21 protein-coding genes are annotated in these 26,944 nt (G+C 58.7%); 18 read left to right on the top strand and 3 right to left on the bottom strand.

All coding sequences use genetic code 11. The features are described from left to right. Positions 1 to 67: 67 nt before the first annotated feature. Positions 68 to 484, bottom strand: a complete 417-nt coding sequence (tnpA, locus tag CO251_RS15925; RefSeq protein WP_103376768.1) for an IS200/IS605 family transposase — start codon at positions 482 to 484, stop codon at positions 68 to 70. Between the two features lie 50 nt (positions 485 to 534). Between tnpA and CO251_RS15920 the strand changes: the two genes are divergently transcribed. Both CO251_RS15920 and CO251_RS15915 read left to right on the top strand, forming a co-directional pair. After that, positions 535 to 1,845 carry an RNA-guided endonuclease TnpB family protein gene (locus CO251_RS15920; protein WP_103376767.1) on the top strand — a complete coding sequence of 437 codons (1,311 nt, stop codon included), beginning with the start codon at positions 535 to 537 and terminating at the stop codon, positions 1,843 to 1,845. 1,415 nt (positions 1,846 to 3,260) lie between these two features. Then, entirely contained in the window at positions 3,261 to 3,638 is a 378-nt protein-coding gene (locus CO251_RS15915; protein ID WP_103376766.1) for a zinc ribbon domain-containing protein, read from the top strand. Between the two features lie 26 nt (positions 3,639 to 3,664). Here the strand turns inward: CO251_RS15915 and CO251_RS15910 are convergent, their stop codons facing one another. Further along, positions 3,665 to 4,477, bottom strand: a complete 813-nt coding sequence (locus CO251_RS15910) for a hypothetical protein (protein ID WP_146039114.1) — start codon at positions 4,475 to 4,477, stop codon at positions 3,665 to 3,667. 324 nt (positions 4,478 to 4,801) lie between these two features. On the opposite strand from CO251_RS15910, the gene CO251_RS15905 reads away from it, so the two are divergent. The 5 genes from CO251_RS15905 (at position 4,802) to CO251_RS15885 (ending at position 9,435) form a co-directional block, all read left to right on the top strand. Then, entirely contained in the window at positions 4,802 to 5,806 is a 1,005-nt protein-coding gene (locus CO251_RS15905) for a hypothetical protein (RefSeq protein WP_103376764.1), read from the top strand. Positions 5,807 to 5,825: 19 nt separating this feature from the next. Then, positions 5,826 to 6,617 carry a hypothetical protein gene (locus CO251_RS15900; RefSeq protein WP_103376763.1) on the top strand — a complete coding sequence of 264 codons (792 nt, stop codon included), beginning with the start codon at positions 5,826 to 5,828 and terminating at the stop codon, positions 6,615 to 6,617. A gap of 396 nt (positions 6,618 to 7,013) precedes the next feature. Then, entirely contained in the window at positions 7,014 to 8,327 is a 1,314-nt protein-coding gene (iscB, locus tag CO251_RS15895; RefSeq protein ID WP_103376762.1) for an RNA-guided endonuclease IscB, read from the top strand. 46 nt (positions 8,328 to 8,373) lie between these two features. Then, the gene (locus CO251_RS15890; protein WP_103376761.1) at positions 8,374 to 8,811 is read left to right on the top strand and encodes a hypothetical protein; all 438 of its coding nucleotides are present in this window, start codon (positions 8,374 to 8,376) and stop codon (positions 8,809 to 8,811) included. A gap of 3 nt (positions 8,812 to 8,814) precedes the next feature. Then, positions 8,815 to 9,435, top strand: a complete 621-nt coding sequence (locus tag CO251_RS15885; RefSeq protein WP_103376760.1) for a metal-dependent hydrolase — start codon at positions 8,815 to 8,817, stop codon at positions 9,433 to 9,435. Between the two features lie 1,256 nt (positions 9,436 to 10,691). On the opposite strand, the gene CO251_RS15880 is transcribed toward CO251_RS15885, so the two are convergent. Continuing rightward, positions 10,692 to 11,845 (bottom strand): IS3 family transposase gene (locus tag CO251_RS15880; protein ID WP_255398171.1). Its coding sequence is split into 2 segments (ribosomal slippage): positions 10,692 to 11,599 and positions 11,599 to 11,845, totalling 1,155 coding nucleotides; the frame shifts between segments, so codons are not numbered across the junction. 304 nt (positions 11,846 to 12,149) lie between these two features. Between CO251_RS15880 and CO251_RS15875 the strand changes: the two genes are divergently transcribed. The 11 genes from CO251_RS15875 (at position 12,150) to CO251_RS15825 (ending at position 26,509) form a co-directional block, all read left to right on the top strand. Further along, positions 12,150 to 12,908 carry a hypothetical protein gene (locus CO251_RS15875; RefSeq protein ID WP_103376759.1) on the top strand — a complete coding sequence of 253 codons (759 nt, stop codon included), beginning with the start codon at positions 12,150 to 12,152 and terminating at the stop codon, positions 12,906 to 12,908. 12 nt (positions 12,909 to 12,920) lie between these two features. Continuing rightward, a complete protein-coding gene (locus CO251_RS15870) occupies positions 12,921 to 15,029 on the top strand; it encodes a hypothetical protein (protein WP_103376758.1) in 2,109 nt (702 codons plus the stop codon). 70 nt (positions 15,030 to 15,099) lie between these two features. Further along, a complete protein-coding gene (locus CO251_RS15865; protein WP_103376757.1) occupies positions 15,100 to 15,957 on the top strand; it encodes a hypothetical protein in 858 nt (285 codons plus the stop codon). Between the two features lie 60 nt (positions 15,958 to 16,017). Further along, positions 16,018 to 17,841, top strand: a complete 1,824-nt coding sequence (locus CO251_RS15860; RefSeq protein WP_158246397.1) for a VirB4 family type IV secretion system protein — start codon at positions 16,018 to 16,020, stop codon at positions 17,839 to 17,841. Between the two features lie 92 nt (positions 17,842 to 17,933). Further along, on the top strand, positions 17,934 to 18,137 hold the full coding sequence (locus CO251_RS15855) for a hypothetical protein (protein WP_103376755.1): 204 nt from the start codon (positions 17,934 to 17,936) through the stop codon (positions 18,135 to 18,137). Between the two features lie 2 nt (positions 18,138 to 18,139). Beyond that, the gene (locus CO251_RS15850; protein WP_103376754.1) at positions 18,140 to 18,967 is read left to right on the top strand and encodes a lytic transglycosylase domain-containing protein; all 828 of its coding nucleotides are present in this window, start codon (positions 18,140 to 18,142) and stop codon (positions 18,965 to 18,967) included. Between the two features lie 88 nt (positions 18,968 to 19,055). Next, on the top strand, positions 19,056 to 19,838 hold the full coding sequence (locus tag CO251_RS15845) for a hypothetical protein (protein ID WP_103376753.1): 783 nt from the start codon (positions 19,056 to 19,058) through the stop codon (positions 19,836 to 19,838). Between the two features lie 13 nt (positions 19,839 to 19,851). Then, positions 19,852 to 21,897 carry an FtsK/SpoIIIE domain-containing protein gene (locus CO251_RS15840; RefSeq protein WP_103376752.1) on the top strand — a complete coding sequence of 682 codons (2,046 nt, stop codon included), beginning with the start codon at positions 19,852 to 19,854 and terminating at the stop codon, positions 21,895 to 21,897. Between the two features lie 343 nt (positions 21,898 to 22,240). Beyond that, positions 22,241 to 23,944: a hypothetical protein gene (locus CO251_RS15835; protein ID WP_103376751.1), complete on the top strand. Its 1,704-nt coding sequence runs from the start codon at positions 22,241 to 22,243 to the stop codon at positions 23,942 to 23,944. A 73-nt stretch (positions 23,945 to 24,017) separates the two neighbouring features. Then, entirely contained in the window at positions 24,018 to 24,818 is an 801-nt protein-coding gene (locus CO251_RS15830) for a hypothetical protein (protein WP_103376750.1), read from the top strand. 71 nt (positions 24,819 to 24,889) lie between these two features. After that, on the top strand, positions 24,890 to 26,509 hold the full coding sequence (locus CO251_RS15825) for a hypothetical protein (protein WP_146039113.1): 1,620 nt from the start codon (positions 24,890 to 24,892) through the stop codon (positions 26,507 to 26,509). Positions 26,510 to 26,944 lie beyond the last annotated feature (435 nt).

The raw sequence follows: 26,944 nt of genomic DNA, 5'->3' as shown, positions 1-26,944 counted from the left end.
TTTATCAGAATGCGCCGTAAAACTCCGCCGTTCAGGGCGGAGATACAAGGCGCTGACTCCGCAGGAGTCAATCCGGGGTTTCCTGTTGTTCGATGTATTGCCGAATGATGGAGAGGGGTGCTCCTCCAGCCGATCCGGCAAAATAACTGGGGGACCAGAGGCTGCCCCCCCACAGCGCTCGCTCAATGCTGGGATAGTGCTTCTTCCGGATCAGGCGGGAGGAGACGCCTTTGAGGCTATTCACCAAGCGAGAAATGGCCACCTTCGGCGGGTAGGTGATCAGCAAATGCACATGATCCCGCTCGCCGTCGAATTCTTCCAAGGTCGCTTCGAAGTCCTGGCACACGTCGGAAAAGATGGCTCGCAGGTCCTCCAAGATTTCTTTCGTGAAGACCAGCCTCCGATATTTGGCCACGAACACCAAATGCACATGCAGGTTGAAGACGCAATGTCGGCCAGTGCGATAGTCGCTTGAAGTAGCCATAGACCAAGTGTATAATAGCCGTAACGGTTCGTCAAGAAAGGCGGGATTCCATGCAAGAAACGACCGTCTTCACCTATCGGGTGTCCTTATCGCCGACTGAGTGGGCCAAGGCTACGGCGGCTCGGCGGGCGGCGGGTGATCTCTGGACCCGCTTGGTGAAAATCCATCGGTTCTGTCGACGGCGCCATTGGCGATGGCCCACCGAAGCCCAACTCAAGGCGCATTTCAGACGACGCTTCCCCCTGCACTCGCAAACCGTCCAAGCCCTCATCGAAAAGTTCTGCGCCACGATCGACGGGGTGCGCACGAAACGAAAACAGGGCGATAAGCAGGCCCGGTATCCCTGGCGATTCCGCCGCTATTTCAACCCGATTTTCAAAGGCCAATCGCTGAAAAAGGAAGGCTCGTCTCTGCTTTTGCCCCTCGGGCGTGGGCGTGAACCGATTCGGGTGCATCTTCCGGAGGCCATGCCGACCGGTACGATGGTGCAAGCCGAGTTGGGGTATGGGACGATCTATCTGACCGTCACCCGCACGATGCCGGAGCCCGTGCCGGTTCCCTCCAGCAAAGCGGGAGGGCTCGATATTGGCGTCATTCATCTCGGTATGGTGTCCGATGGCGAAGAAGCCTTGGCCATTTCCGGACGCGGGCTGCGGTCGGTGAAGCAGGGCCGCGCCAAAGCGCAGGCTCAGCTTCGCAAAAAGCGGGCTCGGACACAACCGGGGTCACGTCGCCGCAAACGGCTCAATCAAGCGCAACACCGCATGAGTCAAAAAGTCGAGCGCGTGACACGCAATGCTCTCCATCATGCAGCCAATCAGATCGTCGCCTTTTGTGTCGCTTACGGGATTACGATTCTGTACGCGGGAGCCCTCGGTACCCTCAACCACAAAAAAAGGCACCGCCGATCCCGGCGGACCAATCAGGATGTTGGGGCATTGGAATTCGGGCGTTTGGAACAGTACCTCGAATACAAGCTCCGGCGTCATGGTATCCAATTGATCAAGATCAGTGAAGCGTACACGTCTCAAACGTGTCCGCAGTGTGGCCATCTGAACAAGGTGGCAGGCCGCACCTACCATTGTCGCGCTTGCGGCTATCGAGCCCACCGCGATGGCGTCGGTGCGGTGAACATCCTCAACAAGGGAATGCATGGGGAGATTCGCCCCGGGGAGTTTTTGGTACCCCAACGGATCACGTATCGCCGTCCCGTTCCCCTCCAGGGAACGTTAAGGCGTAGTCCGGCTGAACCCCGGGAAATTGCTGGTGGGATAAGCGATAGCGAATCCGGTGCAGCACACCAGGGCCTCACGGCCCGTGGACGCAGCCATCGTGGTTCCCCCAGAATCTCCGCCCTTTAGGGCGGGGAGGTTCAACTCGAGGGCGTGAAAAGGATCGAACCACAAGCTACGCCCCCAATAGGTAAACCGGGGGATGTCGGTTTTTCGTTCCGCTGGTCAGCACCGGTTGCACGCGTTTAGGGCCTAAACGGCCCTGAAATCTTTACCCACCATGAATACCGGAACGCTATGAACGGTAACGCGCTAAACAGATAACGGTAGAGCTATTCCCGCCGCGCTTTATCCTTCTGGGCATAACTGGTGGCACGGATGAACTCATAAACCGCTAATCGTGTAGAGCCTCAACATCTACCGCGCTTACTACAGCCTATCAGTCGTTGTCGACCTCGTGATGCATTGCGGTTCGACACCCCTTCCGTTCGTATACCCTTCGAGCGCCAACCTGCCGTCGTCACACACAGGCGCAGTGGACACCATCGGAAGGGAGCTGTCAAGCTCCAATGGTGGCTCCTGGTCTAAGCCAGACCTAGGAAAGCGCCCTGACTTGCATAAACGCAGGGCATGTTTAGGCCCTAAAAAAGACACGATCGGTGGCAATTCCGACGTCCCCCGGACTTTCGCCTCCTTCGCGGATNCCGGTGCAGCACACCAGGGCCTCACGGCCCGTGGACGCAGCCATCGTGGTTCCCCCAGAATCTCCGCCCTTTAGGGCGGGGAGGTTCAACTCTCGATATATCGACAACAAGGAAGAAGTGAGGGTTTGCCATCCGCAATCGGTAGACGATCAACTAAAATTCGATATCTAATCTTACCGACTTGACTCTTTTATTTTGTAGGCCTATGGGAGCAAATGCCTATAGTCGATAAGTAAAGAGGATCCTCGAAGGTTAGAGTGTTCTTGGCGAATGTCTGTCGGTCTACGAACCCTGCAATCTGACGTACGGAGTAACCGTAGCTAACCTTTCGTTTAACGGCCCACGGTGTTACGCGATCATAGTATGGACAGGGGAATATCTATAGACTTCCCCTGGCGTCTTGCCTCAAAGTATCCACTAGCCGAAGGCGAACCGACGATAGTTAGACACGTGTTGCTAAAAGATTTAGGAACTCCTCACGGGGCCGCCAGTGACATTCTAGATTCGCGGCCCAGAGATTCCGCCGCAGTCACATGGGGCCTCAGAAGTCCAGCAAAACCTCTGTGCCCCGCTCGGACAGCGTATGATGCCGGACCTTACACCCTTACATCATTCAGCCTCTTTTGTTTAATTTTCCTACCCACAAAAGACTCGCAGATATTCCTATACCTCACGCTAGGAAGATCGGTGTTGTTTTTGTGCCTCCCTTCAGGAACGCACCACCAATAAGGAGCACTCGTGCTACTGAACGAACCAATTCTTGTAGGAATTGATTAGAGTGCGCTACATGCGCATTCTGCTACAATAGCATATGTCTAGTATATGGAAGGGGGGCTCCTTATGCCTGATTGGAAAAGCCTAAAAGATAAAGCCATGAACGCAGTGAGCAATGCGGCGCAAGAAGTGGATCATCAACTCGCGTTGACCAAATTACGCGCTGCCGTCAATCAAGCCCAAGCCACCCGCGATCGAGCCCTTGCACGCCTAGGGCAGGTGGTTTACGAAACTCTGCAATCCCAAGGAACGGTGGTCGCATCAGACGCGACGGTATCGGAATTGATGAGCCAGCTTCGCGAGAGTGAAGCTCAATTGGAGGCGGCGCAGAGGGCCTTGCAACAAGACGGTGGGGGAACAAACAAAACCGCCTGCCCCTCGTGCGGATCTCCAGTCGATCCGGCCGCAAAATTTTGCGCCACCTGTGGTCAGTCGTTGGCGTAACGGGCTAATTTGGCCTGATCCCGCCCTCAGGCTGGCGTGGTGGGCGGACTGAGATGGATGCCGCGCCCCCACTGCGTGTAGTGAATGGTTTCAAAGACCTCATAGGGGTGCCCTGCTTGGATGCAATGTTCCACGACCGTCACTTCGCGCGGATGGTGTGCCGGGCCCACCCAGAGCGTAAAGGTGATGGATTGGATTATTTGCTGGCTTGCACTGATCGCCTTGGCGGATCCCATTTCTTCGAGGAGTCGCACCCCGTGGGCGTTTAAGGTGGCACGGACCCCGTGCGTAAGATGCCCATCGATTGCTTTGCTGGGCACGGCATGCACGTTTACGATGTAAGGCAGGAGCACTTCTAACGGAAAGGATGGGTTCACCTGCGACACGGTCTCGGTGTGCCAACCGCCCCCAGGTGGCGTCGATTCCTCCCAATCATGGGAACCAATGCTCTCTATGTGCGTCACGATAGTCACAGGTGCGGCCCCGCTGACGCCACTCAGGGTCGCGTGCATGGTAAATGCGGATTCGTGATCGACCGGGTCCGTCGCGCCCACCATCTGGATATTGGCATTCCCCAGCGTATTGGTAATGGTCGTCGTCAGATGCACTGGTTCTTGGCGTTGCGTCGACGCGGCCACGGCTAACAGCGCGGCGGGTGTGAGCAACGCCCGAGGAGATGCTTTGACGGCATGGGGCTGGGGAAAAGTGGATGTCGAAGAGGTTACGGGAGGCGGCGCAGCTTTCGTAGCCACGGTCGATCCGCACCCAGACAACAACAAGGAAGCTAGTCCGACTCCTAGCCCTCCAATTATCAAAGTGTTGCCGCGATACTTCATCATCGATCTCCCTTCGATACGATAGCTCGGTTACCCAATTATCTTCAGCATATCACAACATTTCAGAAGAAAACACGCGTGGAACATGATATCACCACGCTATTAAGGAATTGGCTAAAAAGGCAGAAACTGGGCGGCATGGCGCATGTGTCTCTGCCCATGCCTGATGCATCGCAAGCGGCTGTCTCTTGCATCAACCCGCCATTTTTGTTATCATTTTCCTAACAACTAAGGATTCGCGGGCATTCCTATGCCTCACGCTAGGAACACCCGCGTTTTTTGTGCATCCCCTGCGGGAACGCACCACCAATAAGGAGGCAGATCATTATGACCACCATTAAACTTTGGAGTGCTAGCGTCATAGCCGCTCTGTTGGCGGGCGGCCTCGCGGGGTGTGGCACCCAACAGGCCGGGACGCATCCCCCTGCAAAGACAACGACTCCGAAGATGCACGCAGTGCCAATGGTAGCTTCGCCTCCACTAACCGAGGCGAAGTCGAATCCGGCCGCGTATGTCGAGCAGTACGACGAACACGGGATTGATGTCATGTTGCAGCAGGAAGCGGCCAACATTCCGGGGGTCGCATTGACGGGACCGAATGCGGGTACGTTCACCCTAACAGCCTTAAACGGCCCCTTGCAAAAGAAATACGGCGGTCCGACGGTTCCTGCGACGCTCACAGCAGCGGGTGTGCATATTCCGAATTTGCCCGCCAACGGCTCCGTCCAAGGCGTCACGGCGTTTGTGAAGGCCCTTTGGCCGGTGATAGAAGCTCATCACGCTTTCCCCGGCATGACGCAGGCGGTGTTCGAGCAAGGCGTGGAAGTGGCGGCGGAGTTTGCAAATGCCGAGAACGGTAACGATCCTGCTGCAACCTTGAAATTAGTGTTGGGCCCGGCTCACCCAACCGTAAGCAATGTGACGGGATTGCAGTCTTTTGGAAGTGGGATCGAACCAGACTATACAACCTCCATGACGTTAGGAAATGCACCTCAACGTCAGTACACCTATAGTGCGTGGACGCAAGTGCTCACACCTACAACCAAGACCCAAGGTGTACTGGCTGCCAATTGGGAGACAGAGGGAGGTGTATTACCAAACGGGATGCCAGCTCCCGAGTGGTCGATGGTGTTGGCGAATGTGATTCAAGTGCATAAGGTCTTTGCCACGTGGGATCACAGTAAGTACGAGGTCGGCAACCAATACTATCTGGAATCACAGATACAACTGGAGTATATGTCGAACGGGAAAGGCAGTGGACAATGGTTCGTGGCTGATTCGCAAGCAGTGGCCCGTTCCCATGTGGTGGGGGTGTATTCTGTACAGGCATAAACCACCAAGGAGGTCGTTTATGAAATATAAGCACTCACCTATTGCCCCGCGAGTCCCCCAGCTAGTATTGCTAGCCGGGGGACTCGCGGTTAGTCTAGGATTTGCTGGCGGCATGGCTTTTGCCGCTAGTGGGATTGGCACGGTCGCAACAGGAGGCACCACCATCACCTCCAAGATCTCCCCCGTCACGGGCACGGGTGCCCTCCTCAGCAATTCGGTCAATCAGAATCACGTGAGTCTCGGTCGCGGGCCGTTCGAACCCTTGAATCCGCACGGTCCCAATGGCTCAAAGACAGCAGGTGCTCCGCCGGGATCTGTGCCGCCGACGCTCCCGGCGGGCTACGTGACCATCACGCCGGTGACCCCTTGGTATTTCAACGGCTGTATGCCCAACCCGCCTGTGTCGGTGGTGGCTCCGAATTCGGATGTCGGCTTCACAGGGGATACCTTGGCACCGGGGGAACCCGGGTGGGTGGCGCGGATTGCGCCGCCGTCGCAAAATGCGTTGGTCATTCCGTTCAATGCTCCGAAGAACTTACCGGGCGGATCGAGTTTAGCCGGGTATCCAGCCCAACCCGCGCCGGTGCTCTGGGGCAACATGGAGCAATTGGGGGCCGTGGGGGTCTTGATTCCCGGCCCAGGATGGGGCATTGAATCCCAAGAACTGCAAAAATGGTGGCACTATCTCGTCACCACGAAAGACGGGATCACGTGGGACACCGTCGCGGACGGTTCGCCCTATTGGGTGGCCCGAGAAGTGTACTATGTGAATGCGTGTCCGTATCCGATTGTGACCATTACATCGAACTGACCAACACCGGGCGTCAAGTCCTGGCGTCCACGCCGAGGGATCCCAGTCCGTTGGTCCCATTCGCGTCGACCGCCCCTACGCACCGCCACAGTCGTGGCGGTGCGTGTTGTTTGCTATCTATTGTCGTGCCTGTCAACCACCCCGCCCTGAAGGGCGGAGCTTGTCGTAAGCTCCACGGTTGACCAGCCTTAGTCTCTTCACGAGACTCCGTTCGGTCGGTGCAGACCTTGGGGTGCTTCTCCAGCCCCAAGTCTTCTGGGCTTCGCACTAAACGCCAGCTGAGGGTAGTGCGAGCCGTGTGCGAGGCGTTATCGACCCGACCGAACTTTGGCGAGGAGAGACTTCCGTAAGGAAGCGTTACGAGCCCCTTACGGGGAGTAGCAAGGAGGCCGTATCATGGTTTTTGTCCTCGACCGACAGAAGAATCCGTTGATGTCCTGCACCGAAAAGCGTGCGCGTCAGTTGCTCGAACGGGGGCGGGCCATTGTTCATAAAATGGCTCCGTTCACGATCCGGCTAAAGGATCGCACGGCGGAAGGATCTACCTTCCAACCGCTGCGCGTCAAATTCGACCCTGGCAGCAAAACGACGGGCGTGGCCCTCGTCTTGGAGGGGGCCAAAGGATCAAAGGTTGTATTCTTTGGGGAGCTTGTCCACAAAGCGGGCATCAAAGCCAAGCTGGATGCCCGTCGAGCCCTCCGGCGCGGACGCCGCCATCGCAAGACCCGTTATCGAAAGCCCCGGTTTCAGAACCGCCGGCGAAAGGCGGGCTGGCTCCCTCCGTCCCTGGAGGCTCGGGTGGATCAGACCCTCCATGTTCTAGTGAAGCTCCGAAAGCTCGCTCCCTTTACGGATCTCAGCGTGGAGCACGTCCGCTTCGACACGCAGAAACTGGAGAACCCGGAAATCTCGGGAGTCGAGTACCAGCAAGGCACCTTGTTGGGCTACGAAGTGCGGGAGTACCTGCTGGAAAAGTGGGGGCGGGCCTGTGTCTACTGCGGGGCCACCGATGTACCGCTGGAGGTGGAGCACATCATTCCGAAGAGCCGCGGGGGGACGGATCGGGTCAGCAACTTGGCCTTGGCGTGCCACGCCTGCAACCAGGTTAAGGGGAGTCGGACGGCCGAAGAGTTCGGGTATCCCGATATCCAGGTGCAAGCCCGGAAGCCGCTCAAGGATGTGGCGATGATGAACGCCACCCGGTGGCGGTTGTACGAACAACTCAAGGCTACGGGATTGCCCGTCGAAGCCGGGTCGGGTGCTCGAACCAAGATGCAGCGGCTTAACCACGGATTCCCGAAGGAACACTACTACGACGCACTCTGCGCCGGCGAAAGCACGCCCGATCGGTTCACCAGCCTTCCTGCGTATGTGCAGGTTTGGACCGCAAAGGGACGGGGCAACCGTCAACGCTGTCGCACGGACAAGCACGGGTTCCCGATTCGCTATCTGTCAGGCAAGAAAGTCCACTTCGGCTTTCGAACCGGGGATCTTGTTCGCACACAGAAGCGACGGGGTAAGCAGGTTGGCACGTGGGCGGGACGCTTGACGGTTCGGGCGGACGGGCGTTTTGTCGTCACCACGGCGGACGGCCTTCGCATTGAGGCATCTTGGCGATCCTGCCATTTGCTCCAACGCGGAGACGGGTGGCAGTATGCTCAAAAACTAGCAAATCTCGAAAGGAGGGAGGCGGCTTCCTCCCCGGCCTGAACGCCGGGGTCCCCGCCGCCGATTGCTGATGGGAGGACATGAGCTATTGGTAGCCACAGGGTACGTGCTACCAAGCACCTTGGGGCACGCGACGACACATACGGGGACCGGCCTCGTCAGTCTCTTGGTGTCAACATCCAATTTGGCGATTGGGTTGTTTGGCGTCGTAGTTTTGGTTGTGGGAATTGTGCGGTTGATGAAAGAGTTGTTTGCGCATTACAAAGGCGGTAACGATAAAAGCGGAGCATATACGCCCGGGTTCACCAACACCATCGCGGGCGTTCCGAAAATGTTTGCCACCATCTTGGACATTATGATCGGGTTTGTGGTGGTGGGGTTGGTCATGTCGGGAGCGTGGGTCGGCGTTGTGAATGCACTCATTGGGATTGGGAGCCACGTAGGAACGCAAGTCTCGACCCACTTAACCACGACCGTCAGTTCGACTGCTACGACGACGCCTCCTGTCTCCGGAGCAGGGGGCTAATTCATGTTAGGCAAAACGCATATTGTGGCCGGGGTGGGGGCCGCCGTCACCACGGCGGCCCTGATCCATGCGGCTGTCACCCCTGATCTGGTTATCCTGGGAGGGTTGGGGGGCCTCGCCCCCGATTTAGATCATCCCCAAGCGTTACTGACCCGCCATCTGTTGGGCGCGTCGACCGCCTCGTCGGTTGCCCGATCGACGGGGTGGGTGCGGCATCGGGGGGTGGCCCATTCGGTGGTGGCGCTGATGCTGACCACGTGGATTCTGTTGCCGTGGGGGGCTGCGGGGGTGGGGCGATTGCTCCTAGCGCTGGGAGCAGGGATCGGGCATCCTGGCTGGATCAGTGCCTTAGACCACATCTGGGGGCCGGGGTTGCGGATCGGATGGGGCGCTGGATATGCCAGTCACATGTTGGTCGACATTTTGAACACCAAAGGGGTGCAGTGGTTCTGGCCGTTGAATCTGTGGATCAAAAGTCCCATTCCCAACATTACGGTGGGCACATGGCCCGAAACGGTGTTTCGATGGGGGCTCATCATGGGGTTAGTCTATTGGAATCCGTGGCTGGGCCTGATTACAGCAGGTAGTAGCGAACTCATTTATCGCGGCGTCAAGGCAGGCTGAGCGCGGAAGGTTTTCCGCAACTCGCCTGAGTCATCCCAAAGGGGGCAACATTAATGGCTGACTGGGTTTGCCGGATTGATCCTACGCTCGATGCCGACCAAGACCCTGTGTATCGGTATCCCTTTGCGTTGGTAATCGTGGCGCGAGCTGCAGAGGTTTGGCCCAGCGTACTGGAGATTCCGGTGCAGGCGTTGCCATTGGTTGGATCGCGGGAGGCGGAAGTCTGGCGTCAAGCATGTGCCGAATGTGCGCGCCACGGCACGACCGTCCGCATCGGAGATGAGTCGTGGGACCCGACTCGGCCCTTACAACTCCAGTGGCCCGTGGGCAATCCTGTCCAATGGCCTCCCCACACCCCCAACGTGCGTGATCCCGAAACGGGGGCATGGACGCCAGAAGTGGGAGCCCTGTGGCAAACTCGAATGCACTTCGCGGGGACATGGATGGTCGGGGTGGTGTATAGTTCGGACGAGCAACCGTTAGACATGGCGGTGGCTGGGGCGGTTCTTCAGCGCCTCGCGAGTCCTCATGCCGTCTTGGTCCGATCAGGGCCCGATCGATTTTGGTGTGCGTGGCCCAAGGGCCCCGACGCCCTAACGGGAGCAGAATGGGCCCGGCGGGTTTGGGAAGCGCTAGGGGCTGTACGCGTCGGCACCGCGATGGTGGCCGATTCGGAATCGTGGGAGCGACGCATTCATCGAGCGATTAGTGTAGCTCAAACCGCGCCCGGTGGCCGGGTAGCGTCCAGATCTTCGAATTCCCCAAGTGCGCTATCCATCGATGATGCGACGGTTCAGTTACGGGAACAAGAGGCCCGCACTCGAGCTGAAGCCCGCCGTTTGAAGCAGGAAGCCGAACGGAAGAAAGCTGAACAAGCCCGGGTGGAAGCCGCCCGGCAAGCGGTGGAGCAAGCCCGTTTGGAAGCCGAAGCGCAACGCCAACGCATGGAAAAAGAAGCGGCAGAACGTGCAGCATTAGAGCAAGCCCGAGCGGAAGAAGCCCGGATAAGGGCCGAACGGATCAAAAAGGACCAAGAAGATACCGCCCGGATTCAGCAAGAAATCGCCCAAATGGAAGCGGAAACCGCCCGGATTCAAGCTGAAACGGCTCGAACGCTCGCCATGATGAAACAGGAGCAGGCTCGGCAGACGTCCCTCTCGTCCTGCGAGCCTGCTCCCGATCAGCCCCCCGTCGGCTCTGAAGACTCGAAGACGGGTGGACCTATGTCAATAAAATGGACACCCGAAATTGAGACATTAGCCGTATCGCGCATGATACGCCGCATCGGCTTCGGCCGGAGTCTGATAATCCAGGGCACTATGGATCCGCTGCCGATTATAGAAAATCTCGATATAGGTAAATATCGCGACTTCCGCTTCTGCCCGTGTTCGAAATCTCGTCAGGTAAATCAGCTCCTTCTTGAGGAGACTGTGCCAGGATTCAATCATGGCGTTATCGTAACAATTTCCTTTGCGACTCATGCTCGCGGTCATGCCGTATTGCTGAAGCCGTTCCTGGTACGCCGCGGCGGCATATTGGCTACCGCGATCCGAGTGATGCAGCACGCCGGCCGGCGGCCGGCTGTGGATCACCGCACGGTCTAAGGCCCGGATGACCAAATCTTGCGTCATGCGCCGATCCACCGCCCATCCCACAATTTTTCGGGTGTACAAGTCCTGAAGGCTCGCTAAATAGAGCCATCCTTCCTCCGTGGGGATGTAGGTAATATCCGCCATCCACACCGCATGCGGGCGATCCGCGGTAAACGTTTGATTCAACACGTTCTCATGCACCGGCAACGTATGCCGAGAATTTGTGGTGGCTTTATATTTCCGTGTCACGCGAGAGCGCAACCGATGGTCGTGCATCAACCGCGCCACCGTTTTTTGACTGATGCGCTCGCCTTCCCGCCGTAACACGGCGGTGATTTTGGGGCTACCATACCGTTCGCCCGATGTCGTAAACACCTCTCGAATCCGTTCGACCCGCCGGGCCCGGGCTTGCGCCCGGGGACTGGGTGGACGATGGCACCAGGCATAATACCCGCTTCGCGAGACGTCGAGGATCTGGCACATCTTCGTGATCGAGAAGGTGAAGCGGTGTTCATGAATGAACTGAAAAATTACTTCCGATCGTTGGTGAAGATGCGCATCGCTTTTTTTAGGATCGCATTTTCCTCTTCGAGATCCCGAATACGCCGCTGCAAATCGCGCAGGGCTTGGTCTTCCGCCTTCAGATGCCCACTCCCGACAAAGGGTTCGACCGGGTCGGCTTTGTAGGCGGCAATCCACCCATACAACGTTTTGCTGGGAATACCGAGTTCGCGCGCCACTTGGGCGCCACTTTTTTGTTGGGTCAACACGAGCTGCACCGCTTGTTCTTTAAACGTTCGATCATATTGATTGGCCATCGGATTCACCTCAATTGAGAATGATTGTATCATCTTGTCTCAATTCGAGGTGTCCACAATTTAGACTAACATCCAGGGGGATGCGGCGTCCGGATCTCGGAAGGAGTCAGTAGCATCGCCACCTCCTACCGAGGATCCTCTCGATGCCACTGCCTCCCAAAGAGACGCCCCGTCAGGTCGGAGAGAGAATCCCACCAGGCCGACGATCCGCAGACAGTTGCGACCTGTGGTGCACTGGCGTCCGGCTCGCCCATCGCGATGGGATCAACCATCCTCGGATATAACGTTGCCCCCACGACGCCCAGTGCCGGGCGTTAATCTGGCGTCTACATCTCCGCTCGGCGATGTAGACAACACGGCAGGGGCGGGAGCCCCTCCATCCTCTAAGCGCTCGCCCCTGCCAACTGCCTTGCGGGTTGTCTCGCCACCGTCCGAGCCCGCCCCGTCGGCCATCCGACTTCCGTGGATCGCGTGGGTATGGGGCAACGCCCGCAAAGCCGGTACGTCGTCGGTGGCTTTGGCCTTGGCTCGATGGCTTGCATGGCACCAAACAACGCCCGTGCGCCTGCTTGATGGGCATTTCACGCAGCCGGGGTTGCTGTCGCTCATTCGGACCGCCCACGTCCGTCCCGGGTGGGGATGGGAAGCCTCGTGGCAGGCGGGGACGCCAGCCGGAGCCCCGCCGACCGTGATCACACTCACGGATCGTCTCACGGTCTGGGCGATGGGCACCCCGATGAATTTCGTGAACGCGGCCCGCAAGTGGCCGCAAGCCTTAAAAATGATGCCCGACGCAGCCGTTGTGGTCGACGCGGGGCTGACGCCTCCCACCGTCACAGCCGATTTAATGATTTGCGTGGTGGCGAATGGGGCCTCCACGACCCAAGTGCCTCTGAATACCTGGATTGCCGCACGGGGGACGGCCAAAGGAGATGGGGCACGCCGGCTTATCTTACCCTCAGAGCCGTTGGGGATTGAGGGGGTGGGGTCGGCGGCGTGGGACCATGTGTGGACCCCACTGGCCTCTTTCGTGCAATCAAGGCCAGCAAGTCAGTCGAATTAAGTGAGGCGGAGCATGGGATCATTGCTAAAAGGGTTAATTGGCCCGCTCACCAGCGCGGTCTCCAACGGCGCGGAAAAAGGGATTACGAGCGGATTTAACAACATTGGGCATACGGTCAACGTTTGGGTTTGGTCTTTGCCCTTCGTGCTGTTATTGTTTCTGCTGTTTGGGAACCACTTCGGGAAAATGCTCACGGACCTGGTGCAATATCTGACTGGCCATAGCGCGGGGCTTCCAGCTTTGCTGCGCGTGGTGCATCCCAAAGGCACCCCCGGGTGGAGTGATCCGTGGACGCCCACTCACACTCTTCTCACCATGCACGAACCGCCGGTCTGGACGGTGTTGGTTGCAGCGATTTGGGCGTTGGGTATTTTGCTTGGAGTCTTCGTAGCCTTTCGCGGGGGTCAACGACCTCGCTCCGTCATGCTGTGGGCCCCCCTTGCGACGGGCATATTTGTGTTCGCCACGCCGTCCGTGTTGCCCCCCCTTCTGCGCACCTTGTGGGGGGCGTGGGGGCCTCGGGTCTCGACTGCAATTGCGTCGTCGATTGGGGCTGCTCCGTCCGCATTACAGAACCCGTTTTGGATCTGGGGCGCAATCTGGGGGTTGTCCGGGCCCAGTCATGTGAGCCTGACGAAAATTGGCGATTTAATTGCAGCCCCGGGCGTTTTGGGCGTCGCGAGCGGAGTCGCGCATGCGCTGACTACGGCCTTTACGGGCGGCGAAGGGATGATCAGCGGGCAACTGTCCATTTATCGCGATGTTGCAAATTTTGTGTATCAGTTTTTCAATGTGGGGATTCTTTTGATGGTGGCGGTGACGGTCGCTGTGGCCCTCTGGACGCTCCTGCTGGTAGGGGCCGGGGTCTGGCTGGGAATCGCTCCCGTGTGGGCGTGGATCGCCGTATTGGACCCGTGGTCTCCTGAGGCGATGTGGGCGGTATTAGGCGTGGCGGCTAGGGCCTTTGCGTTGCAATTGGGCGCGTGGATATGGGTCGGAGGCATTGCCGCCATCGATGGGGGGCCTCACGGGCCGTTGGGATTATCTCCCGGCTTTGTAGGGCTTGCACCGTGGCTCAGCTTGGGGTGGACGGTGGTATGGATTGTCGTAGGATGGCGCGGGTTTGCCATGCCGGCGTGGTTGTTATTACGCCACGTGCAAATCGACCTCGCCAATTGGTGGACGGCCATGCGCCAAAACGTGGCGGTCTTGGCGGGACAAGCAGGCGACAGGGCGGTTCAATTAGGGGAACGTGCGCAAACGACGGGGCAACGGCTGGAACAATTGGGAGTGATTTTGCCCGGTGTTGCTGGGGATGTTGTGCAAAGGTGGGGGACGACGATGGCCGAATGGGGGGAGTCCACCACTACGGCCGGGGCCCATGTGAGCGATGCCGCTGTGGAATACAAGGATCGGGCGGCGTGGCGTGGGGCGCAAGCCGGGTGGCGTGACACCGAAATCACCAGTGCCGATACTACCCGTATGGGCGGATCAACGGATTCCCCCTTTGCGCATCCTGCGGGATGGGCCGTGCAGACAACCCCGATGGCAGTCCCCGACGCCGCCGCAACGGTACGGTGGCAAGAAACGGCGGACGGTGCAGGCTGGCAAGGAACTGCTCGATCGCCCAGTCACGCTGCTGAAGTTGCGACCGAATTGCATAAAACGTGGGCGCAAGCGGGCCTCGCAGATGACCCTATGACGTGGCGAGCCATGCATGAAGGGGACGCGAGAACGCAGGCGGCGCAGCAGGCACAGGCGGAGGTCACGAGCCAGGTGCAACCCGATGGCACCCCGTTGTCTCAAGCGCATCCGCAAGAGATTAAGAAATGGGTCGACACTCGGGCTAAAACGCTGGCGGCGACCATTCTCACCACAGAGTATTCGGATGATCGCTGGGCGGAGCACGGAGCTATGCCGTTGATACATACCAACGGGGCTCAAGTTTCCGTTCAAGCGCGCTCGGGCGCAATGCTCCCTCCAACGGTGGCGACGACGTTGGCCCACCCGACCACGCACCATGCGCCCTTGACTCGTCAACGGTACGGGCGTACGGAAGAATTACGGCAAGGCGTATGGGTAGCACAATCGTCCAAGGCCTCTACGGGGCACCTATCCTGATTTTCCACCCGTTGCGCAGCATTGGCGTCATCAAGTGCAGGGCCAATAGGACAGAAAGGATGATGTGCCCGTGGCAGACCGCCCTGTCATTCCTGATTTAGATCCTCGAACCGATGCGCACGTGATTGGCAAAATGACGTTCAGCGGGTTGGCCATCCTCTTGGGCGGTATGGCGATCCTTGTTCCGATGGTATTGTTCCTTGTCACGCCGTTGTTGGGGTGGCTTGTCGCTATGGCTATCGCGTTGGTACTCAGCAGTGGCTTGGGGGTGTGGATTGCCGTGGATGGGCCCGCGATGATGGCACGGCGGCTTCGGTGGCGCCAGCGGCACGTTCTAACGGATAATCCGCCCGGGCTGTCACCCGGGATTCCGGCGAACCAAGCACCCGACCCGGTGTGGTCGGTCGGAGGAGCGACGTGGGCCGTCGCTCGCCTCGTCCTGCCCCCGACAAACCTTGTGGATGCGTCGCAGGTGGACGCATGGCATCATCGACTGGCTCAAGCAGTGCGTGTTGCGGCGGCGCATGGATTGGTGCTGGATATTCGCACCGCCCAATTGCCCGGCTCAGCTGTGATGCCAGCTACGACCCCCGATCCCGTCATGGTGGCGCGGTGGCAGTGGTGGGTGCAGGCCGTGGGGCCCCGCAGTGTCAACACGGAGGTCTACCTGCGTATGGGATGGCCCGATCCGCGTCGAGATCCCGCATGGGTGCATTTTCAATCCGTAGAACAAGCCTGGCGGGCTGTGCCGGGGCCCGGCGATTGGCAATGGGTATCCGCAGCGAGCGCCCAAGCCATCACACAGGACGCCGCGAATCCAGCGGCGGCCTATAGCCGATGGGTGGATAACGTGCACACGGGGCTGAGGTTGGCGCCTCTGCCTCGATTGGGTTCCAAAGGAGGGAAGCGCCGTGTTCTGCCGCGTTGAACGATGATGGGGTGGTGGTTTCGGCGTTCAGACCGTCAGGGCGGGACAGGAGCCCAACCGATGGATGGATGGGAAGAGCAACGGGATGCGATTCAGTGTTTTCGCCCCCAATCACCCGTGGCACACCGGGCGTTTGCGGTGGTCGAGTGGCCACAAGGGGCTGTGGGAGACCGCCTGGCATTGGCGGCGCATCCCCTGCGGTCCGATACCTGGCCTTTGGTGCAATGGGTCTGGCGCGTCACCCCAAGTCCTTTGCTGTTAAACGGCGAACTGGCTCGCAAAATCCGTCGCCTAGAAATGGCCGTCCGGGATCTGGCCCAAGAAGAAACCGGGCCACGCCGGGACGAATGGACCGCCCTCACGGGACTTAAAGCCATGCGGGATGCACTGGTGTTTCAAGGGGAATCTTTGGTTAACGTGGATACCGTCGTCCTCGTCACCTCTACGCCCGATCTGTTAGAGGAAGACGTGATGTTGTTGCTTGCCCGCTGGCAAGCCTTGGGGGTGCAAGTGCGACCGTTGCCTTACGACCAGCAATGGGCGGCTGTGCGTGCGTGGGGGGCGGGGCCCTTGCCTATCGCGACGGGCTCGACGTGGTCCGACCGCATTCAACGGTGGATTGGGGGGCACGCGTCATCTCCGACGTGGGAACCGCGTGTCACGACCGCCGAACGTGCGGCATCACTGGTATGGCCGGGGTGGGGCCTCACCGGGGACGATCCGACCCGAGGGGTCTATGTTGGCCACACGGCACAAGGGCACCCCATTTTTGTCGATTTTTTCCAAGATGTTGCCGGGACGGCGGCCAATTTGTTAGCGGTCGGAAGCACGGGGACGGGTAAAAGTTTTTGGATGAAAACAGTTATTCGGGGGCTGCTGGCCCAAGGGTTCCGTGTGGTCGTGCTGGATGTGGACGGGGAGTACCGGGCGGTGTGTGAGGCCGAACGAGGGACATGGATTGACGTGTCTGGCACACAAGCCAGTGCTTTCCCTGATCCTCTTGCCATTCCCGCGCCCGTAGGGGACGAGGCCACGGATGCGCGGCGGTGGGACCGGATGTTAGACACGGTAGGCCGCTTGACCCAGATTCTGGGGGATTTTGATCTGGTCACGAAGTCCGCCGTGGAGCGAGCGGTCATTACCGTATGGAAGCGATACGGAGTCTCCCCTGAGGACCCGGCCACATGGACCCGCACCCCCCATGCCCCCCATCCGACTATGGCCGAGGTCTGGGAGCAATTGAACATCACGACCGAGGACCCGGACGCCATGAACGCTGCCAAACGATTGTGGGTGTACATTCACGGATCACAACGATACTTGTTCGCGGGGCGTCCCGAAGTCTGGGACACCATCCCCAGCCCTCTGACGGTGTGGCACTTGGGGAACCTGGCTCAACACGCGGGGGTGGACGCCCGCCATTTGCCTCCCGAAACAGCGGGCCGTTATGTTTTGGTGTGGCATACCATTTGGGAGTGGCTACGGCGTCAGCGCCGGGCCGGGCAATGGACGGCCATTGTGGTGGATGAAGGTCAGCGGGTGATGACCCAGCCCATTTTGGGATCGTCGGTGGCGGATCTGGCCTCGACGATCCGGAAATGGAATGGTGTGATGCTGTTGGCTACCAATACGCCCGATCCCCTGTGGTCCACATCTGTCGGTCAATCCCTGTGGGCTACGACGCCGTTGAAAGCCTTCCTACGACTTGAAAAAGCCCAAGTAGAAAGTGCGGCCCAGGCGTTACAAATGCCCGCGCCGGTGGCGGGAACTCTGGTTGAGTTGCCTAAACAAACCGTCTTACTGCGCTTGTGGCACGATGAATGGGTGACGGCGCGGGCTGAAGTTCCACCGGACGAGGCGCGGTTATATAAGACCCGAGGCTAACACGCTGTCTTGACAAGGCCGCCCCATGAGGCGGCCTTTCTGTGTGAGTCTTCTCTACACAGAGCGACTCACGCAGAAAGGGGGCTGAAGCCGTGCGTACGCACGTGGAAGATTTTGACGCCACCGCGCGTCAGCAATGGGTGAAGATAAAAGGCGAAGGATTACTTGTAGCCGTGCCGCAAATCGTGGTGACGGAGGGTATCGAGGCCATCACACAATGGCTGATGGGGCAAGGGCTTCCTGTCTACGAACCGGATGACTGGCGCATTAGCTATCAAATTCAGGAGCATCCGTAATCATGGGCAGGTCACCGTCCGTGCGCGCCCGTCAACAACGGCGACGCACCCGACGCATTATCGCCGGGATTATCGGGGTCTTTTTGCTCCCGTGGGTATTTGTGGCGCAGATGCCGGCCAATTATCAACATCATCGGTGGCGCGGCGACGACGATTCGGAAGCCCAAGTCGCCGTGAACGCGTCGCCCGCATATTTATCTTTCAGTGACCAAAACACCGTTGCCCACTACTGGCACGATATTTTGGTCGCGAGTGATCAAACCGGAGTGCCCGCTATTTGGTTGGCGGGAGAGTTGTTAAAAGAAAATCCGACAGGCGATCCCCAAGCGAGTGACGGAGGAGCCTACGGTTTGATGCAACTTCAGTTAGGTACAGCCCAAGCCCTGCCTGGGTATCAGCCGGGAGACCGCCATAATGCGCAAGCAAGTCTGATACTGGCTGGAGAATACTTAACGCAGAATGCTCGCATGTTTGGGGGAAATTGGTTTCTAGCATCAGCGGCCTATTACGCGGGAGCCGGGTGGGTACAGGCCCAAGGGGTGATGGGTAATGTAGCGTGGAGCACGGCGGCGGAGTTGCTCAATCACTGCCCCGCAGCGGGTAACCACGGTTTGACAGATGCGACGTATGTGGTGGGAACGCCTCAGCTTCCTGGGGTCGCCAACTACGCAGAAGCCGTGAAAGCAATGAACATTCCCACCCCTTCCTTATTGCCGTTTTCGGCGTTGCCGGGATTGGCTGCCACGCCCGCCGAGACGTGGCAAGCTGAATGGGTGGACATTTTGGAGTCGGCGGGCGAAACTGCCGTCGAGATCGCGGCGGCCGCGTGATAGGCAGAGTCCGGTGTAGTGCCGATCGTTGCACGCCCCTCCGATGGAGCGGGCCTCGGTTCAATAAGCCCAGTGAAGGAGCATCACGATGCGTAAATGGGAGTATGTCTTGTGCGCAGGGGTGGGCGGCGTGAGCATGGTGGGGTGTGGCTGGGGGGGAACTACACCATCCCCAGCCACACCCCCACCGGGAATATCCTCACCCCCTGTCGGCGCGTCGGCACAAAAGGTCCGAACGACGAACGTTCCCCCGACGATTCTTCCGGCGCAGGCCGCCGCGTGGCGTGCGTTAGTGCGCACTGCTCATCGCGACGGAATGCCCATGCCTCCGGCCTATTTACAACTGAGTCCCAGTCCTGCGCTGCGTCATTCGGGGATGTGGGCTATCGCCAATGACGCCGCCCAGAATGCCGAGGGCGTTCCTGTCCTCTGGTGGGGCTTTCGCCAGCCTCACAAAGCATGGGTCTGGGTGCCCTTGCCGATTGACGGTGATCCGCAGAACCCCGGTTATGGCCCGGCCAATACGATGATGTATTGGACGGATGCCGTCGAATATGGGGGGCAGACGCTGTGGCCGCCCGTGGCAGGCGGGACAGAATCATGGCAAGCGATTCAGCACCGGGTGGAAAACCCTGTGGGGTGGACGTTGGCATGGGTGCCGGGAGCCCCGGCGCTCCCTACCACGATTACCGTATGGTGGCCTGCGATAGGCTCGCACCACGGGTGTTATGGCGTGCAGTATTTGTGGGATGCCCAAAACATGTGGAATGGAGTCCCTATGGTCGGGGCCATTCTGTGGAACCCGGATGCGTGGTCGATCATCTTGCAGCAGGCTCGAGCGCCGAATCAATTGAGTGCAACGCCAGGCTAAAGGAGGTGTTTCCATGGCGTTGATCGCGGGGCTGGTGGTCATTGTACTGGGGATAGGCATCGTGTGGACTCTCCTGGCTCACTACCATATTGTCCCGCCGTTGCGATGGCACGGAGGGGCCGCGTGGGCGGCCTTGACGCAGGGGCGGGCTGTTACGCATTCTTCATCCATTAGTCGAATGCCTGCGCGGTCGGCATTGGCGCCTGTCCCGCCTGTGCAAGGCGTGCTGGCGAAGGGCGTAACCCCATTCACTCCCCGGGCGTTAGGGGGCTACGCGACGCATTGGGGGCTCTGGATCGGGCTCGCTGTTGCCTTGCTGATTGTGGCATGGATGGCGTGGGGCACAGCCGTCTGGCTCTATAACGTGCCGTCCTCGGCCCGTCGCGGCGATGTTTGGCGCGATTGGATTGTCTGGCGGTGGCCCGTGATTAGTGTCGCCCAGTGGCTCCACCGGGGGGATGCACAAAAAGAGGCCTGGGCTCGGCATAAACGCACCTGGGTGATGCTCACTGACTCTCCCGCTGCGACGGCAGATTTAGCCCACGCCGCTCACGTCTTGGATGCCGGATTTGCTACGAGCAAACCCGATGTGGCGTGGACGACCTTACCGGATGGGACGACGGCGCGTCGTATGACCGTGGTCGCTGCCGACGGGCTCATTCACCCCCATTGGGCCATGGGATTTCATGCAGGCACCATGCAAGAGTGGGTGCAATGGGCCACCCAATGGGCTGAAACCGCGTTACATCATGCGGGAATCACAGGCACATGGACGGTCAGCGCGGAGGGGATTGTGCGGCGAGGACGCGAGTCAGCCTCGAGTCCTAGGGGGGAAGACGCTCCGCCTGTGGAACCCCCCAAGTCAACAGTCGAGGGGCTGCCTGACGCGACCCAATGGGGCCAGGACGGACTGAGATGGGGACAACTACGGGCAGCGGCGGCGGACCCTCTCCCCGTCCTGTCGGGTCCTATTCCCCCCGAACGGGTGCAGGACGTAGTGCGCGTGTTGGGGCACTTGGGATTTCCCGATACCGTCGCGATCGGAGGCCAACGGGGCTTAACGGTGGATGTGGCCAAAATTCGGCCGCCAGCAGCGTTGGCGAAGAGGATTTTGGGCGAGTCCGCGACCCTTGCGGGGCAATTAGGGCACGGCGAATTACCCTTGCGGATGGCCTATGTGGAGGGGGCACCCGGAGTCATTGCCGTAGAGCGTCCCCGCCCGGATCGGCAGTTTGTGGACTTGGTGACGGCGTTGGCTCGAACGGATAAACAGACGCGGCAGTCTTTGAAAAACATGGCCTTGCCTGTGTGCTGCCTGGTGAAATCGGACGGCACCCCCTTTTGGTCGGATGCGGCCACTTGGCCCCACTTATTGGCGGGGGGCACGACGGGCGGCGGAAAAACCGTGTCGTTGGTGGGATGGTTAGCCAGTCTCATGATCACGGTTCCGCCGACGCGGTTGCGCATTTCGCTCGTGGATCCCAAGGCGGGCGCGTCATTCCCGTGGGCTAAGCACGCGCCCCATGTTGATGCGTTGGTCAAAACGCCCCAGGAGGTGTGCCAACTCGTCGCACAATGGGCGGACGAAGCGGATGCTCGCTTTGAAGAGTTTGCCCATGGGGGGGTCGAGGATCTGGCGGCAGCGATGGCGGCGGGGTGGACGCAATATCCGTATCGTCTCTTGGTAGTGGATGAATATAAGGACCTCAAGGACCAATTGGAGAAGGACGATCTCAAAGAATTGGAACGCAATATTGGGCGGTTGGGGCAAAAAGCTCGCGGAGCCGGTCTGTTGCTGTGGATTGCGACCCAACACCCCTTGGCGGAAACGATTGATTCGACGCTCAAAGCCAACTTACCCACTCGGTTAGCGTTGAAAGTTGCCAACACGGTGGGATCGCAAGTCATCTTAGATAGCCCCGGGGCCGAAACCCTGCTCGGTCGAGGAGACGCTCTGTTTAAAAGCAGTAGTATGGGGGTGGCCATTCGGGGCCAGACTCCGCTCGCAACCGAAGGGGTCTGGCAGGTGATTCGTGATGGATGGGCCAAGAAGGCTTAATGATGCCCACAGGGTCCCTCATCTCGCCAAGCCTCACCGATGCGCCCTGCCCGCGCGATTAGCGATCCTTCCGCACAAATCGGAGGTGGGCCCAACGCCTCTGGGCAACGGCCTCGCCTCCGATTTGTGGTCAACGTTCCATCGTGGTACAATGACTATAGTCTCTTCGGAACCCGGGCATTGGTATGCTCAGCCTACAAAAATCACGCGATTTTTCTGCATCCCCTTTTCCACCATTCCCATTCTTGTGTGCGGGCGTGTTGGGAGTGACTCCTGTAATCACAGGAGTCTTTTTTTGTTGCACTCAGAGGTCGTCTCGTACAGGAGAAAGGAGTATAGCCTAATGTTGACAAAAGTGTGGAAAAACCGGGTCTTAAGCAGTGCTGTAGCGAGTGTGATGGTCATAGGTCTATCGATGCCGGTGGCAGCCGCGTGGCCTTCCCTGAGTGGGCTTACGGTGCAAGGGCCCAACGGTGCTCAGAACACGGGTACCACCTTAACTTATGTCGCGCATGCGAATGGGAATGGAGGGCAGCCAGAGTTTCAATGGTGGGAGGACACGACGGCAGGCTGGCGTGTGGTACAAAATTATTCGACCCGAAATACCCTGACGATCCCAGATGCCCAGGCCGGGTCGTACCCCGTTGTGGTTTATGCACTGGACGCGAACCAAATTCAGGCGCATCAATGGGGAGCTGCGCAACACGAGCAATTCATCGCCAATGTAGATAGTCGCGTGACGTTGATGGCCAGCACTCTCACCCCCACAGCAGGCGCTCCGGTGACATTAACGGCCACGGCGACGCATTTATTAAACCCCGTGTATCAGTTTTGGTATAAAACGCCGAGTGGACAGTGGATCGGCTCCAATTACACGGCGAATCCCACGTTTACTTTCACCCCGGCGCAAACGGGGCGCTATACGTATGTGGTCTATGCCAAAGATCCGTCAGCGCCTAATACGGCGCAATTTGCGGTCTGGCACGTGGGAGCCGTCCAGAGTCCCCTCATGGCACCCCCCGTGGCAGACGCAAACGCCATGCCCCCGACAAGCTTTATTCGGATTACTAATCTGACACAAAACGGACAAGAAATCAGCGCGAGCCATCCGGTGCGAGCCGGTCAACCGATGACCATCACGGCGACGATTAGCCCCGTCAATTGGCTGGACCAACAGCAAATCGCATTTAATGTGCAGTTTTGGGTGAAACCTTCCCCAACGTCAACGTGGACTCCTTTGCCTATAGCACAAACCTTGGAAGATCAAAATCAAGTCCAATGGACACCTCCCACAAGCACCGGGTGGGCGATAGGAGCGACCTTGAGTCCGAATGCTACGGGGCCCGTGATCGGGCAAGCGGTAACCACCGCGTCGCTGTGGGATGATTGGGTTCAAGCGCAACACCATCTGGCGAACGTCCTGACTCCCAACACGTTTCGTACCTACTCGGTGCCGTACACGGCTGCCCTGACAACGTTAGCGCAACAATATCACTTCACACAAAACACCGTGATCGGACAATCGACCGCCGTCACAACCCTTACCCAACAAGCCCAAAGTCTGGGTTTGACGCTTCCGTCAAGCGTGTGGGCGGCAGGGCTTACGGTGGCGACTCAAGATATTCCGGTTTACATCAATAATCCGGCCTTAGCGTTGAAGCAAATGGATTGGGGACTCATGCCCTCTGCGTGGCAACAAACGGAAGTCACGAATCTTATGGAAGGTGAAAACATCTATACCCAGATGAACGACTGGCGTTTCTTGTTGCAAATGACTTTAGAATCGTCTGTGCCGAGCAGTGCAGTGATTCCGGCGCCATCGTCGTCGTCACTCGAGCTGTTGCTTTCTAAAACCGCTAACGGGGTCGTGGAACTCAACGTCCCCATGCAAGTCGTGGCGTGGGGCTACGGCCCATCAACGGCGAATGCTTCGCTCCTGACGACCGGACAATTTGCCCCCATGGACGTGGACCTGACGCTCGCTTTAGTGCCGGATGTCGCGGCTCCTAGCGGGTGGGGATGGATACCGGTTTCTTACGAAGGGTAGTCTGCCTTGCACTATCGTAGCTGCCGTGTGAGTTCTATACACGGCGGCTTTGTCTTGGAAAGAGGGGAGAAAAATGCCCATCACAATGCGTCATGGCATGGTCGGAATCGGTGTGGCAGGGCTTGTTGGAATAGGGGTATGGATGTGGGGAATCCCCCGTATGTCTCCACCAAGGCGGGCTACTCCCTCTCCCGAAGCCAACGTGCAGGTTGTGCAATATGCTCAGAAGTGGTTGCACACGGTTCATTCGCCATTGGCCGCCACCCAAGGTCGCATTACAGCGAGCCTTGTTCACGCGCCGTCCGCACCTTCGTCATGGTCCCATTGGACGGTCGCCGGGATTCAGGGGACCACGCGGGCCAATGCGGCCTATTTTCATCACGTTGAGCGCGTTGTGCCCGGTCTGACACCCCAGGTTCTTCAGGCGGGCATCAGAACCGCCGCAGACGCGGCGCGGATGGCCTTGGGCAACAATCCGCTACAGGTGATTGGCCGCCTAGATCCGAGCGAAGCCTCCACGCTCGCCGCTGATTATGGGTATTTGTTAGTCTATGGGGATTGGGCATCGCGGCGGTATGTTTATGGAGGAACGATTACCGTGGTGACATCGTATCCATCTAGTTATCCCATCAGCGTGCGGCAGCTCACCCCCCCGAAGTCAGCGCGATGGCCTGTCACGGCTCAATTACTTGTGCCAATGCGGGTCCGGCTCTACGAAAGCCTCGCAGGGCATCGAGTGACCCAAACCATGGAGGGGGAAGTCTTCATGGATAGGGTAGGCAGGACGCCGCGCACAAGCACTTGGATGATCGGTCAAACTGAATTTGACTTAGTGCCCGGCCAACGCCCTATCACTTTGCCCGATGAGCGGTAGTGCGTCGCAAGTAATCGGTATCGCACGCCGCTGGCAACATAGCGGTCATATTGTCAAGAAAGGAGTGCCCTATGCGTCAATTCGTTTCCCTCTACCGCCTCGCACGACCATCCCGCCTACTGCTGGCGGCAGGGGTGGGTATCGTCCTGAGCGGCATCTTAGGGCTGTCGCACCCAAGTTTTGCGGCATGGGAAAACATGGGATGCAGCGGATGTGGCTCAGCGACATGGTGCAATTATTACGGCGGGAAATATCACGATTGTCATAGCGGCAATGCGTCAGGGTCGCAATGTTCCACGGCAACCCTGTGCCATTGGGGTTCCTCGTCATCGAGTAGTGCTAGTAGTTCCTCCACGTCGTCGAGCAGTTCGCAATCTTCATCGACTGCGAGCAATTCAGCGTCCAACAGTGCGAGTGCTACGCCCAGTGGCGCATGGGAGGACGGAGGATCTTTTACGAATCCCATCAACACGTCGGGACCGGACACACAAGCGAGTCAACACACCGGGCAAGTGACTTATAATTCATGTGGGCAAGGGCGAGTCGTGGCGTATAACGGCAACAATGAAAGTTATTGCGCGTCGAGTTGCCCCGCAGGGGAAAGTCAGATTGACGGAGACGGGGTGTGCCAGGGCACGCCGGGGTGTACCGGATCGGCCAGCCAGTGTGCGGGAACCCATCAACAATGGACGTTTGGCGCGTGCAACAATGGAACGCAAACGGAGTATATCTGGGGGGCGCACTCCGGAGCACTTAAAGGCACAGAACAAGTGGCATGCGTGACGGGAACCTCTACGGCATCATCGCCCGCTCCATCATCTAATCCGTCAACATCGAACCACACCCAGCACACCAGGCCGTCATACCATTATACGGGACCAACGTCTGGGGGAACGGCCACGCCTCTGCCGATTGTTAGCTCATCGCCTCCAGCGTGTCCTTACGATGATCAACTTCAGACCCAGACCACCTATACCACACAAACGGTGTGTACTCCAGTGACGCAAACAGTGTCCTATACCTATGACATCTCCATTCCGTATACCCTCACCGGTGTGCGGTATGAGGAAGAGCCGTATACGGTGTACGAAAGGGTTCCTGTGTGGACGGAAATATGGAGCCCTCGGGCGTTGTGCATCAACACGACATGTTATGGGGGGATGGTGGACCAGATCCGTTACGAAGAGCAAGCAGTCACCCAGTGGCATGCGGTGCCGGAATATTATTCCTATACGGCGTATCGCATGCAAATCGAAACCGAGTGGCGGCAAGAGACTATTGGAGACCACTGTGCTCCCGCGCAAGAAGCGCATACCACAACATCGTGTGTGCCCCGCACCACGATTACGACCACCACCCAGGTCGTCGGGCCAACAGCCGTCGCATGTATGCCCAACCCCGTGATGCGTGAAGACAACGGGCAACCCATTGCGGCTCCAGAAGGCGATACATGGGTTGAAGCCGGCGGGGCCACGCCCGATACGTTATTGCCGGGGCCCGGGTGGGCTATTGACAGGGCCACCCAATACAAGGTCACGACCACCTGCGTTGATGGCACTGAGTGTACGCAAACACGAGTGCCGGACGGACCGCCGAAGTATTCAGAAGCCTACGATCCGACATTTTGTCCGTATCCCGTGGTGACCGTCACCAGCGGAACCGGGGCCAATGCATCCAATACGTCTAACTAACGTCGCAGGGACAGATAGCGGGGGGAGACCTGTGATAGTGCATCTGTGCGACAATCTAGCGGCAGACAAAACAACTATGGTGGAAAGCGTGTGAAAGGCTCTCGGGTGGCCGTGTGTCTAGGTGGGCCATCGCCTGTGGTATTACGTGAGAGGGTGAGAGCACGAGGGGTAGCTTCCGCCCACAGGCCATTGGCCCTTTACTGCCACGGCCGATATCTTGCAAGAGAATTATGGAGGACGACGCCCTGACGAACGTGTCACACGTGAGATGTGTAATGGCCTTAGAGTGTGTCGCGGCTGGGTCTGTACGAGGCCCAGCCGCTTTTTGTGTGTACCACAATCTATTTAAGAGGAATTTTTGCCTGTATATCCCGTCTTGGCGTATATTTTCGAGGGTGGGCAGGGCGCGTCTGTCTACCAATGTGTGTGGCTGCA

Origin of the sequence: Sulfobacillus sp. hq2, from assembly GCF_002903155.1 — a bacterium.
GTDB lineage: Bacteria > Bacillota > Sulfobacillia > Sulfobacillales > Sulfobacillaceae > Sulfobacillus > Sulfobacillus thermotolerans.
The sequence above is the reverse complement of the archived record's forward strand: the minus strand, read 5'-3'. Positions and strand labels throughout refer to the sequence as shown.